At 63.2% G+C, this 12,597-nt stretch carries 12 protein-coding genes and 1 tRNA gene; 10 read left to right on the top strand and 3 right to left on the bottom strand.

The window, feature by feature from the left end; translation table 11 throughout:
- The first annotated feature begins 83 nt into the window (after window positions 1-83).
- A complete protein-coding gene (locus ACSQ84_RS23310; protein ID WP_436214035.1) occupies window positions 84-782 on the top strand; it encodes a winged helix-turn-helix transcriptional regulator in 699 nt (232 codons plus the stop codon).
- A gap of 542 nt (window positions 783-1,324) precedes the next feature.
- Here ACSQ84_RS23310 and aroE read toward each other — a convergent pair.
- Window positions 1,325-2,266, bottom strand: coding sequence for a shikimate dehydrogenase (gene aroE, locus ACSQ84_RS23305; RefSeq protein WP_436214034.1), 942 nt, complete (start codon window positions 2,264-2,266; stop codon window positions 1,325-1,327).
- Between the two features lie 470 nt (window positions 2,267-2,736).
- Here aroE and ACSQ84_RS23300 point away from each other — a divergent pair, with 470 nt between their 5' ends.
- Window positions 2,737-3,069: a hypothetical protein gene (locus ACSQ84_RS23300; protein ID WP_154071322.1), complete on the top strand. Its 333-nt coding sequence runs from the start codon at window positions 2,737-2,739 to the stop codon at window positions 3,067-3,069.
- A gap of 12 nt (window positions 3,070-3,081) precedes the next feature.
- Window positions 3,082-4,716 (top strand): recombinase family protein, encoded by a 1,635-nt coding sequence (locus ACSQ84_RS23295; protein ID WP_436214033.1) that lies wholly within the window; start codon window positions 3,082-3,084, stop codon window positions 4,714-4,716.
- Here ACSQ84_RS23295 and ACSQ84_RS23290 read toward each other — a convergent pair.
- Window positions 4,687-4,763 (bottom strand) — tRNA-Arg (locus ACSQ84_RS23290). The genes ACSQ84_RS23295 and ACSQ84_RS23290 overlap by 30 nt on opposite strands.
- Before the next feature lie 189 nt (window positions 4,764-4,952).
- Window positions 4,953-6,431, bottom strand: a complete 1,479-nt coding sequence (locus ACSQ84_RS23285; protein ID WP_436214032.1) for an ATP-binding protein — start codon at window positions 6,429-6,431, stop codon at window positions 4,953-4,955.
- 436 nt (window positions 6,432-6,867) lie between these two features.
- Here ACSQ84_RS23285 and rpmH point away from each other — a divergent pair, with 436 nt between their 5' ends.
- The 7 genes from rpmH to ACSQ84_RS23250 all read left to right on the top strand — a co-directional run bounded on the left by rpmH (window position 6,868) and on the right by ACSQ84_RS23250 (window position 12,561).
- The gene (gene rpmH, locus ACSQ84_RS23280) at window positions 6,868-7,002 is read left to right on the top strand and encodes a 50S ribosomal protein L34 (protein WP_006609582.1); all 135 of its coding nucleotides are present in this window, start codon (window positions 6,868-6,870) and stop codon (window positions 7,000-7,002) included.
- Between the two features lie 25 nt (window positions 7,003-7,027).
- Window positions 7,028-7,492 (top strand): ribonuclease P protein component, encoded by a 465-nt coding sequence (rnpA, locus tag ACSQ84_RS23275; RefSeq protein WP_436214031.1) that lies wholly within the window; start codon window positions 7,028-7,030, stop codon window positions 7,490-7,492.
- Window positions 7,489-9,354 (top strand): membrane protein insertase YidC, encoded by a 1,866-nt coding sequence (gene yidC / locus ACSQ84_RS23270; RefSeq protein WP_436214030.1) that lies wholly within the window; start codon window positions 7,489-7,491, stop codon window positions 9,352-9,354. Before rnpA ends, yidC begins: the two co-directional genes overlap by 4 nt.
- 128 nt (window positions 9,355-9,482) lie before the next feature.
- Entirely contained in the window at window positions 9,483-10,133 is a 651-nt protein-coding gene (yihA, locus tag ACSQ84_RS23265; RefSeq protein WP_436214029.1) for a ribosome biogenesis GTP-binding protein YihA/YsxC, read from the top strand.
- On the top strand, window positions 10,133-10,504 hold the full coding sequence (locus ACSQ84_RS23260) for a DUF423 domain-containing protein (RefSeq protein ID WP_436214028.1): 372 nt from the start codon (window positions 10,133-10,135) through the stop codon (window positions 10,502-10,504). Before yihA ends, ACSQ84_RS23260 begins: the two co-directional genes overlap by 1 nt.
- 96 nt (window positions 10,505-10,600) lie before the next feature.
- On the top strand, window positions 10,601-11,497 hold the full coding sequence (gene argB, locus ACSQ84_RS23255) for an acetylglutamate kinase (protein WP_436214027.1): 897 nt from the start codon (window positions 10,601-10,603) through the stop codon (window positions 11,495-11,497).
- Between the two features lie 77 nt (window positions 11,498-11,574).
- Complete coding sequence (locus tag ACSQ84_RS23250) at window positions 11,575-12,561, top strand: DUF1036 domain-containing protein (protein ID WP_436214100.1); 987 nt, start codon at window positions 11,575-11,577, stop codon at window positions 12,559-12,561.
- Window positions 12,562-12,597 lie beyond the last annotated feature (36 nt).

Below are 12,597 nucleotides of genomic sequence, written 5' to 3'. Positions count from 1 at the left end.
CCACATCGGACCACTGCGGACCGCGGCCGTATAGTCAAGAATCTGGACTTCAAAGCCGAGGGGGGTTGTGGGAGACTGGCGCCATGAGGACGTATGGCCAATATTGCCCCATCGCCCGTGGCGCCGAGATCTTCGCCGAGCGCTGGACACCGCTGATCATCCGCAATCTGCACCTTGGCTGCGGAAGCTTTGGTGAGATCCTGGAGGGCGCGCCCGGACTCTCTCGTACCCTGCTCTCACAGCGGCTCAAGCAGCTCGAACGGGTCGGTGTCGTCGAGTCGGCATTCAAGCCCGACGGGCGTGGGCACCACTACGAGCTCACGTCCGCGGGCCACGATCTCTTCAAGGTCTGCCAGTCGCTCGGCGAGTGGGGTGCGCGTTGGCTCGAGATCGCCCCCGCGAACCTCGACCCCTTTGTGGCCCTTTGGTCGATGTGCAACGCGCTCCGCCGAGACCGCCTCCCGGATCGACGCATCGTCATCCGTTTCGACTTCACCGGCCGCCCGCGCCGTGAGCGCTATTGGCTACTCATCGAACTCGGAGACACCGAGATCTGCAAGACGAACCCTGGCCTCGACGAGGACCTCTACATCACTGCGGAAGCCGAAGCCTTCGTAAAATGGCACGCTGGCCAGCTCACTTGGGCCCAAGCCACCCGCGAGGACCGCATCCAACTCGACGGCGATCTGTCGCTCATAAGAGCCTTTCCAACCTGGAACGCCCGCAGCATGTTTGCCCACATCAGACCGGTCTCCCGCGCCGCCACGGGCTTCGCCCGCTGACATCCTCGATGCGGCCTCAGCTGCGGCTTTCGGCGGCTTGAGGCGTCCTTTTTGCACCGATCGTCAACGATATCGCGAAATATCGTAAAGTGGCGCGCCACGGCCGATGAAGATGGGCACTATTGCTTCGCCGTGGCGCTATGATGCAACGGCCGCTTAAGCGATCCGGCCGGATGACCACCGATGGCCTGCGATCTTGCGCTACGCCTCATGGGCGGCTGTCCGCCCGATCTCGCCGGTGGTCCGGTTACCCTTCGGCTGCGGCCATTTCGATCAATCCCAGGAACGGCGCGATGGGCCAATAAGCGACATCAATGACGAGCCGACAATTGATTAACCTATGCCCGTCAGTCCGATTTTCGCCGCTTGGACGATTGCGTCCGTGACTCGCAGGTTCTGCAATCCGTCGCGTCGGGTCACCAAGGGGCTTTTGCCTCGCCGCGGAATGCCGTTTTAGAAGCGTCATGCGGAGCGTGGGGGCGCGCAGCCGACCAACATCGGCTGACGATTTTTGGATCGGGTCCGAAGTTTCTCTGATTGGACTATTCGAGCGGCACGGTAAGTTTTTTGATTGTGGTCCCGGTGTCAGGACGGAGGCCACGCCACCACACAAACGCCTCCGCCGCCTGCTCGACCAGCATACCGACTCCGTCCGCAAGCCGCTTCACGCCGGCGTTCCGCGCCAGCCGGAGGAATGGCGTAAGACCCTTTCCGTATAGCAACTCATAGGCAAGGCAATCGTCGCCAAAGACCTCTGGGCTTATCGGCGGAAGCTCGCCGCGCAGGCTGGCAGAGGTTGCATTCACGACTAGATCGAACCGGCCAAGTTTTTTGTCGGCGAGGGCCGAATAGCCGATGGCAGTAATCGGCCCATATTGCTTAAACTGACGGCCAAGCTCTTCCGCCTTAGTTACGGTGCGGTTTACTATGACCAGCTCCGTCGGCCCCTGCTCGAGGAACGGCAACACAACGCCGCGTGCTGCGCCACCCGCGCCGAGCAGCGCCACCCGGCGCCCCTTCATCAAGCGGCCGAGATTGCGTGTGATATCGTTGGTAAGGCCGACGCCGTCGAAGTTCTCTCCGGTCACCCGATCTACCTCGAACTTCATCGCGTTGACGGCACCAGCGAGCCGGGCGCGCTCCTTAAGATCGGTGCAATACGCGAACGCGTCCAGCTTGAACGGCGCGGTGATGTTGAGGCCTAAGCCGCCTTCGCGCCGAAACTTGTCCACCACTTCGCTGAAGCCGCCGATAGGAGCCTCAATCGCGGCGTAGTCGATATTCTGCCCGGTCTCTTTAGCGAAGCTGAGATGGATCAGCGGCGATTTCGTGTGGTCGATCGGATTGCCGACCACGGCATATTTGTCAGACATAAGTCGCTCCCCACGCCTTCGTCTCGTTGACAGCAGGCTCGCGTACAGCACGCCTTCGCTGACCTCGGCTGCCTCCTCCTTTTTTCGATATTCGGGCTTTTCGATTGACATGCGCCCCGCGCCTAAATCTTCTCCAATGCTACCCCTTCAAGTTCTACCGCCGCAATGTCCGCCTCGGGTCATTCGCGTCGATATTGCCGAGTCCGCCTTCTCGTCCGCTATCGACAATACCCGACATCACCCGACCGAGAACTGGGGCGCAGATCTCGCCCGATTAGGACGGCAAGATAAAAGCGACGATGTCGCTCGGGGCCGTCGGGGGTGGTAAGTGTTTGTCTGCACATTGATTTGGATGGCACTGCAGCGGCACCGCATGAAGTGGCCTGGTGCCGCTCGAACCGAGAAAGCATTCAAAATCAACGTTCCGAGCGCCATCGTTCGCAGCATGGCGTCTTGTTGCGCGTGCTCGGCGGGATGTCCGGCCAGGAACGCATGGGAGGCCGCTGCCGGACCAACGGTGCGCCGTTGGCCCGGCTCTTTTGCTTCCATGCGTTCATGGCCTGCACTGCGCGATCGCGCTCATGCTGCAGAGAAAGTGCGAGTTCGCGGGGCTGCAGCGTGACTTGGCGTGGACTTCGGCCATTCTGTGGATCGGCCAGGCCTGCCACAGTGGCGCCATGGCTCCCCCTCACAAATCGCAGCTACGGCGTCCGCCGGATCGCGCCCCACTTGACGATCTCTACGACTATGCGCGTGCGCCCGCGCGTCGTGGTCGACGACGAGCAAAGCGCGCTTCGATGACATGGGCGGTGACGGATGATTGGCCGAAGGACGTGCCGGTGACCGAAACGGAGATCGATGTATTCGAAGCTTGGTTCGGTGATCTGTTCGACGAGTTGTTTGGAAAGGACTGAGGGGACATCACCATGGCTGCAACGGTTCGGGCGGCTCTCTACCTGCGGGTCTCGACGGGACGGCAAGCCGATAGCGATCTCTCCATCCCGGATCAGCGCCGCCAGGCGAAGGGCTATTGCGCATCGCGTGGGTGGGAGATTGTCTCCGACTATGTCGAGCCGGGCGCGTCTGCGACCGACGATCGGCGGCCGGAGTTCCAGCGCATGATCGACGCGGCGACGGTCAAGCCGCCGGCGTTCGAGGTGATCCTGGTCCACAGCTTCAGCCGCTTCTTCCGCGACCAGTTCCAGCTTGAGTTCTACGTCCGCCGGCTCGCCAAGAGCGGCGTGCGTCTGGTGTCGATCACGCAAGAGCTCGGCGACGATCCGATGAGCAACATGATCCGCCAGATCATGGCGCTGTTCGACGAATATCAGTCCAAGGAGAACGCCAAGCATACGCTGCGGGCGATGAAGGAGAATGCACGGCAAGGCTTCTGGAACGGCGCGCTGCCGCCGATTGGTTACCGCATCGTGGAAGCCGCCGAGCAGCGCGGCCACCGCACCAAGAAGACATTGGAGATTGATCCGATCCAGGCCGAAACCGTGCGGCTGATCTTCCGGCTGGCGCGCGAGGGAAACGGCTCATCGGGCGCGATGGGCGTCAAATCGATCGCCACGCATCTGAATGCATCCGGCATCCGAACGCGCGACGGCGGACGCTGGGGCGTCGACGCCGTGCACAAGGTGCTGACACGAACGACGTATGTCGGCCGGCACCGCTTCAACACCAAATATTGGAAAACACGCGAACGAAAGCCTGAGACGGACGTGGTCGAGATGGCAGTGCCGCCGATCATCGATGCTGCAGAGTTCGAGACCGTGCAGGTGCTGCTAAAAGGACGCAGCCCTGCAATGACCGCACCACGTGTCGTGAGCGGGCCGACCCTCCTTACCGGCATCTGCTTTTGCGCTGCCTGCGGCGGAGCAATGACGCTCAGGACCGGGAAGAGCGGGAGATACCGGTACTACACGTGCTGCACCAAAGCTCGCCAAGGCGAGACCGGTTGCAAGGGCCGCACCATTCCGATGGAAAAGCTCGACAGCGTCGTCGCAGCTCACATTGAGCAGCGTCTATTGCAGCCCAAGCGTCTCGAGCAAATCCTGTCGCGTGTCCTCGATCGCCGCGAGGAACGCACCAAGGGCCGCGCAACGCACATCACCGAATTGCGCAAGCGTGCAGCCGAAGCGGGCGCCAAACTCAAGCGGCTGTACGATGCGATCGAAAATGGAATCGCCGACGTCTCCGATCCGATGCTCAAGGAGCGCGTGACCGAGCTGAAGGCCATCCGCGACCAGGCCCGCGCTGACGCAGAGCGGGCCGAGGGTGCTCTCGATCGGGCTGGACCGAGCATCACACCCCAAGCGCTCAAAACCTTCGCCAGCCAAGCGCGCAGGCGCATGCGGACCGAATCCGGCGGCTACCGCCGTGACCATCTCCGCGCCCTGGCCCAGCGCATCGAGGTGGACGCGAAAGAGGTTCGCATCATGGGATCGAAAAGCGTGCTCCTGCGCACGCTTGTCGCGGCGTCCAGCGCAAAATCGGCAGGTTTTGGAGTGCCCAGTTTTGTACCGAAGTGGCGCGCCCGAAGAGATTCGAACTCCTGACCCCCAGATTCGTAGTCTGGTGCTCTATCCAGCTGAGCTACGGGCGCGTTTTTCGCTAGGGCCATCGTGGGCTAGTCGCCCCGATGCATCCGAGAGTAAATCGGAAACGTCGCGAAGTGCGCTTTAGCTACCCGCTCCGGCCCGGATTGGCAAGCGCCGGAACGCGGGTTCTGGCACAAGCGATTTGGCTGGGCAAACCGGCCCGATCGGCCACAAAACGCAGTAAACAGCGTGATTTACGCCCGTGCCCGCTCGTTGCGGACGGTTTGCAGTTCCACCGGGCGGTCGGGAATCGAGATCCGGAAGGTGGCGCCGATGGTGCCTTCGACCAGATGGATGTCGCCGCCATGGGCGCGAACCAGTTCAGCAGCGATGGTGAGGCCGAGCCCGCTGCCGCCGGTCCGGCCGGAGGTCTGGAACGCCTCGAACAGATGCTCGCGCGCCCGCGCCGGCACGCCCGGACCGGTGTCGGAAACCTCGATGATCGCGACCGAGCCTTCGCGGCGGCCGGTGATGCGAATCTGCAAAGCCGCCGCGTCGCCCTTCGGCCGGCTTTCCAGCGCCTGCGCGGCGTTGCGCACCAGATTGAGCAGCACGCGGAACAGCTGATCGGGATCGGCATCGACGGCGAGCCCGCGCTCGATCGCGCTGACCCAGGCGATCGAGGCGTCGGCGGCAATGCCTGCGGATTCGCGCACTTCGGCCACCACGGGCTCGATCAGGATCATGCGGCGGTCGGGCGCCGCCTCCTGCGCGCGGCCGTAAGAGAGGGTCGACTGGCAGAAATCGATGGCGCGCTCCAGCGAGCGCATCAGTTTTGGCGCAAAGCGCTGCACCCGCGGATCGGGCACGCTGGCGAGCTGGTCCGACAACAATTGCGAAGATGCCAGCAGATTGCGCAGATCATGGTTGATCTTGGAAACCGCCAGGCCGAGTGCGGCGAGCCGGCTCTTCTGATGCAGCATCGAGACCAGGTCGCGCTGCATGTCGGACAATTCGCGCTCGGCTACCCCGATCTCATCGCCGCGCTGACTCGGCACGATGATGCTCGCCGCGCTTTCCGGGTTCTCGTGGAAACCGACCAGGCTCGCCGTCAGCCGCCGCATCGGCCGCACGAACAGATAATGCAGCGCGAGGTAGACGAGGCCCGCGGTCAGCATCGCGATGCCGAGCGACACCAGCAGCACATTGCGGGAGAAGCGGTACATCGCCTGCCGTAGCGGCTTCTCGTCGAACACGACTTCGATGAATTGCGCGCCGCCCGGCGCCGGCCCCACCAGGCGGATGGTGTGGTTGCCGGTCTCCAGCATGGTATCGAAGGAATCGACGATCGCCGACCACACGGTCATGGTTCGCATGTCGATGTCGTGGTCGATCGCCGTCGGCAAGTCGGCGCTGGCGAGCAGCCGCCGTTGCTGACCCATCTTGATCGCGACCGCGCGGGCGCCGACGCTCTTGAGGATCTGCCGCGCCAGCGAATCCGGGACCATGCCGGAGGGTGCAGCATCCAGCACCAGTGCCGCGGTATTGGCCGCCGCGAGGCGGTCGTTCAGCCGGTTGATCCGGAAGTTCGCGATCGTCGGCACGTACATCATCAGGCCGGCGATCATGACGAGGGGAATGGTCAGCAGCAGCAGCTTGCCGGACAGGCCGAGCCGGCGCGGCGGCGTCGGTCGCGGCGCTTCAATAGTCGGCTGGTCGTCGGTCGCTGACACGAATATTCGCCCTGATATCTCGTTTTGCGCGCAAGACCGGATTCTTGAAGACCGGCGTCATTGCCAACCCGCACGCTGATTTGCGAGGATGCGTTCCGTCCTCGGACCGGTCAAATTACCGATCGCTAATGTTGGCCGGTTCCGATGTCAGGGGCGATTCGCTTTCTCGCCCCCAAAAACCCCACGAAAACAGGAATATCCGCCCCAATTGCGCCAAATCAAAGAACCCCGATTGCGGCACCGCGCAACATTGACGAAAACAGGACGCTCCCGTATAAGCCGCGCAATTGTCCGCTATGGCCCGGTCTGACCGGGGGCGGCTCACTTGGGGCCGTAAATGGCCCATTTTGGGCCGGCCAGCATGACCGGACTTACCTTCAATTCAGCGGCAAATCGCAATTCAGCGGCAGATTGCCAGGTTAGCGGAGAACTACCCGTGAAGCGGACTTATCAACCCAGCAAACTGGTGCGCAAGCGCCGTCACGGCTTCCGCGCCCGTCTCGCCACGACCGGCGGCCGCAAGGTTCTCGCTGCGCGCCGTGCGCGCGGCCGCAAGCGTCTGAGCGCCTGAGCCGGACGTCTCCGGAGACCTTATTATGGATCGGCTAAGGCAGCGGGCGGACTTCCTCGCCGTTGCCAATGGCGCGCGGGCCAACAGCGCCGCCTTCGTGGTGCAGGGACGCCCCCGCGACGATGATGGCCCGATCCGAATCGGTTTTACTGTTACCAAAAAGAACGGTACCGCTACGGAGCGCAACCGTATCCGGCGCAGGCTTCGCGAACTGGTGAAGCGGCTGGACGTCATACCGATGCGACCGCACCATGATTATGTGCTAGTCGGGCGGCGCGCGGCGCTGCATCGCGATTTTACGACCATGCTCGACGATCTTCGCCAGGCGCTGCTTCGCCTCGACCGGCAGCCGGCAAAAGCGACCAAAGCGTTTCCGAACGAAGCAGCGACCGGTTCGCGTCAGGCAGATCCGTCCAAGAGACCAAACGCGTCCAAGAGACAACGGCGCGAGCCGGCACCCAAATTGAATGACGAGACCTTGAAACGATGACCGATAATCGCAACACCATCCTCGCCGTCATTCTGTCCGGCCTGGTGCTGATCGCCTGGCAATATTTCTACAACGCGCCGCAGATGGAAAAGCAGCGCGTGCAGAGCCAGACCCAGGCCGAACTCGCCAAGCCCTCGCCGCAGGCGCCCGCCGGCGGCGCCGCCCCGCAGCCCGGCACGACGCCGACGGCCCCCGCCGCCAACCAGCCGGCCGCGATCGTCGGTCGCGATACCGCGATTGCCGCCAGCCCGCGCATCAAGATCGAGACGCCGCGGGTAACGGGCAGCATCGCGCTGAAGGGCGCCCGCATCGACGATCTCGCGCTGGTGCAATACCGCGACACCGTCGACCCCAAATCGCCCGCGATCGTGCTGTTCTCCCCGTCGGGCACCGCCCATCCCTATTATGCCGAGTTTGGCTGGGTCGGGGCTGCAGGTTCGACGGCGCGGCTTCCCGACCGCGATACGGTGTGGCAGCAGGAAGGCTCCGGCGCGCTGTCACCGACCCACCCGGTGACGCTGAAATACGACAATGGCGAAGGCCTCACCTTCCGCCGCACCATTTCGATCGACGATCGCTATCTGTTCAGCGTCAAGGACGACGTCACCAATGTCGGCACCGCGCCGGTCACGCTCTATCCGTTCGCCCTCATCTCTCGTCACGGCACGCCGGAAGTCTCGGGCTACTACATCCTGCATGAAGGCCTGATCGGCTATCTCGGCGACAAGGGCCTGCAGGAACACGGCTACAAATCCGTCGCAGAGGCGCCAATTCTGGGCAGTGGCGGCCGAGGCTTCGAGTTCAATGTCACCAACGGCTGGCTCGGCATCACCGACAAGTACTGGGCTGCGGCGCTATTGCCTGACACGTCGGCGCGCCTCAAGGCTCGCTTCCTCGCCGAGCCGGGCGCCAAGGTTCGTTATCAGACCGATTACCTGCAGGACCCGCAGACCGTCGCAATCGGCGGCACCGGCAGCACCAACGCCCGGCTGTTCGCCGGCGCCAAGGAAGCCAACGTCGTCGGCATCAACTTTCCCCTCGCCGGCCATGGCGGCTACAACAAACAGCTCGAGCTCAACCATTTCGACCTGTTGATCGACTGGGGCTGGTTCTACTTCATCACCAAGCCGATGTTCCTGGCGCTCGATTACTTCTTCCACCTGGTCGGCAATTTCGGCGTCTCGATCCTGCTGGTGACGGTACTGGTGAAGCTCTTGTTCTTCCCGCTCGCCAACAAATCCTATGCCTCGATGGCGAAGATGAAATCGGTGCAGCCGCAGCTCGCCGCGCTGAAGGAGCGTTACCCCGACGACCGCCAGAAGCAGCAACAGGAGATGATGGAGATCTACAAGAAGGAGAAGATCAACCCGATCGCCGGTTGTCTTCCCGTCCTGTTGCAGATCCCGGTGTTCTTCTCGCTCTACAAGGTTCTGTTCGTCACCATCGAAATGCGCCATGCGCCATTTTACGGCTGGATCAAGGACCTCTCGGCGCCCGATCCGACCACGATCTTCAACCTGTTCGGACTAATTCCGTTCGATCCCATGGTGCTCGGACCGCATGTCGGCCCCTATCTGATGCTCGGCGTCTGGCCGATCATCATGGGCATCACGATGTGGATCCAGATGAAGCTCAACCCGACGCCGCCGGATCCGACCCAGAAGATGATCTTCGACTGGATGCCGCTGATCTTCACCTTCATGCTGGCAGGCTTCCCGGCGGGTCTGGTGATCTACTGGGCCTGGAACAACCTGCTGTCGGTGCTGCAGCAGGGCTTCATCATGCGCAAGAACGGCGTGAAGGTGGAGTTGTTCGACAATCTCAAGGCGACGTTCGTCAAGAAGGCCGAGCAGAAGAGCTGAACGGTACACCCTCATCCTGAGGAGCGCGCCCTTGCGCGCGTCTCGAAGGATGGGCTACGGGCCTCATGGTTCGAGACGGCGCGAAGAGCGCCTCCTCACCATGAGGAACTGAAATAGAAAGCCTTCGCATGACCGACGAACCTGATGCGAAGCTGATCGAGGAAGGGCGAAAACTGTTCGCCGGCGAATGGCAGTTCGTCTGGGCCTCGCCCTCGATCGAAACCCTGCCGCCGATGGCCAGCATGGAGGTGGCGTTCGCCGGCCGCTCCAATGTCGGCAAATCGAGCCTGATCAATGCGCTGACCGGCCGCAACGCGCTGGCGCGCACCTCGCACACACCCGGTCGCACCCAGGAACTGATCTTCTTCGAAGGCCCTGAGAATGCCGGCCTGCGGCTGGTCGATATGCCCGGCTATGGCTACGCCTCGGCGCCGAAGGCCAAGGTCGCGTCATGGACCAAGCTGATCCATCAATTCCTGCAGGGACGCGCCACCCTGGCGCGGGTCTATGTGCTGATCGACGCCCGCCACGGCATCAAGGACGTCGACCGCGACGTGTTGAAGACGCTCGACAAGTCCGCCGTCAGCTATCAGGTGGTGCTGACCAAGGCCGATCAGGTGAAGGCCGCCGAACTGGAAAAGCACATCGAAGAAACCGCCGCCGCGCTCGCCAAGCATCCCGCCGCGTTTCCCGACGTGCTGGTGACCTCATCGCGGAGCGGCACCGGCATGCCGGAATTGCGCGCCGCGATGGTGCGTCTGCTCGGCGAGCGCAGTTGATGTCACGCGCCTGTCGCATCCTGATCGTGCTCGCCGCAATCATGGGCGCCGACGGCGTCATGCTGGCGGCGGCCTCCGCGCATCAGGCCGATGCATCGCGGCTGGCCTCGGCGTCATCGATGCTGCTGTTTCATGCCACCGCCGTTCTCGCCGCCGTGGCCTTGGCCGAACGTGGCCTCATCCACGCCCGCATCGGCATCGTGGCCGGCTTCGGCTTCGTCGTCGCCGCTGGCCTGTTCGCCGGCGACCTGACGCTGCGGCAATATGCCGGACAAGGGTTGTTTCCGATGGCCGCACCCGCAGGTGGGACGTTGTTGATTCTGAGTTGGCTGGCTGTGGCTGTGGCAGCGGCCTGGCCGAGACGCGGATGAAGCGCTAGTTTCTTTCTCCCCTTGTGAGGGCTTTGCGCCCTGCCCGCCAATCAGCTAGAACCCGGCCCGACCTCAGGGAACGATGAGAGCCGCTTCATGACCGACTCGCCAAATATCAGCCCGCTCGATCAGGCCCGCATCCTGTCCGAGGCGCTGCCGCACATGCAGCAATATGACGAGGAAACCATCGTCATTAAATATGGCGGCCATGCCATGGGCGCCGAGGATCTGGCCAAGGCTTTTGCCCGCGACATCGTGCTCTTGGAGCAGACCGCGATCAATCCGGTGGTCGTGCATGGCGGCGGGCCGCAGATCGCGACCATGCTGAAGCGGCTCGGCATCCAGTCCGAATTCGCGGCCGGCTTGCGCATCACCGATGCCGCGACCATCGAGATCGTCGAAATGGTGCTGGCCGGCTCCGTCAACAAGCAATTGGTCAGCTACATCAACGAAGCCGGCGGCAAGGCCGTCGGCCTCAGCGGCAAGGACGGCAACATGGTGAAGGCGTCGAAGACGACCCGCACCATGGTCGATCCGGATTCCAACATCGAAAAGGCTGTTGACCTCGGTTTCGTCGGCGATCCCGACAAGGTGGATTTGACCTTGTTGAACCAGCTGATCGGCTACGAGCTGATCCCGGTGCTGGCGCCGCTGGCGACCTCGCATGACGGGCAGACACTGAACGTCAACGCCGACACCTTTGCCGGCGCGGTCGCCGGCGCACTGAAGGCAAAGCGCCTGCTGCTGTTGACCGACGTGCCCGGCGTGCTCGACAAGTCCAAAAAGCTGATTCCGGAACTGTCGGTGAAGGATGCGCGCAAGCTGATCGCCGACGGCACGATTTCCGGCGGCATGATTCCGAAGGTCGAGACCTGCATCTACGCGCTCGAACAGGGCGTGCAGGGCGTCGTCATCATCGACGGCAAGACACAGCACGCCGTGCTGCTCGAATTGTTCACCAATCAAGGCACGGGTACGCTGATTCACAAGTGACAAGCGCGATCTCCCCGCCTGCGAAGTTCACGCGCCGCTTCCGCGCCAGAATGCGGCGGTACGGGAGGCGCACGGTGCTGGCGCTGCCGGCGGCCGCGGTCTCGCTGTTCGTCTCGTCGTTGCCGGCGCTGACCGATCTCAAACTCTGCAACCGCATGAGTTATGTGGTCGAGGCCGCGATCGGCATCGACGAGAAATCGGCGACCGCCACGCGCGGCTGGTTTCGTATCGATCCCGCCGCATGCCGCGTGGTGCTGCAGGGTGCGCTGACCGCCGACCGCATCCTGCTGAACGCACGCGCGCTTGGCGTCTATGGCGCCTCGCCGATCCCGCAGAGCGGCAACGACACGCTGTGCATCGCGCCGCAGAATTTCGTCATCGCCGCGGCACGCCAGTGCCGCGCCGGACAGACGCCGGCGCCATTCACCCAGATCACGCCGACGCGAACCGACGATGGCAATCTGGTCGCCTATCTCGCCGAGGGCAGCGAATATGACGACGAGCAGGCGCGCCTTGCCGGCATCCAGCGGCTGCTGGTAATCGCGGGCTATGACGCCGCCCCGATCGACGGGGTCGACGGCCCGAAGACGCAGGCAGCCCTGAGCGCGTTCCTGAAAAATCGCGGGCTCGCCGCCGACATCGTGCAGTCGCCGAACTTCTTCACCGCCATGATCGACGCGGTGCAGTCGCCGTCCGCGACGGGGCTCACCTGGTGCAACGACACGCCGCACAGGATCATGGCCGCGGTCGCCACCGACGACGGCAAGATAGTGACGAGCCGCGGCTGGTACCGGATTGATCCCGGCAAATGCCTGCACCCCGACGTGATCGGTCAGCCCAGGCAGGTGTTCAGTTTCGCCGAAGCCGTCGATGGCGAGAACCGCACGGTCAAGCTCAAGGACAAGCCGCTGAACTGGGGCGGCACCAAAGAACTCTGCACGCGCGAGAGCAAATTCGAGATCAACGAACAGGGCGATTGCGGCAGCCGCGGCCTGAGCCCGATCGGCTTTGCCGCCGTCGACATGTCGGGCGGCGGCAAGACACTGCGGTTTGCAATGCCATGATGCAGCCCCGCTTGATCGTCGTCCCTGCGAACGCAG

It is taken from the genome of Bradyrhizobium sp. LjRoot220 (assembly GCF_964252915.1).
Lineage (GTDB): Bacteria > Pseudomonadota > Alphaproteobacteria > Rhizobiales > Xanthobacteraceae > Bradyrhizobium.
The sequence above is the reverse complement of the archived record's forward strand: the minus strand, read 5'-3'. Positions and strand labels throughout refer to the sequence as shown.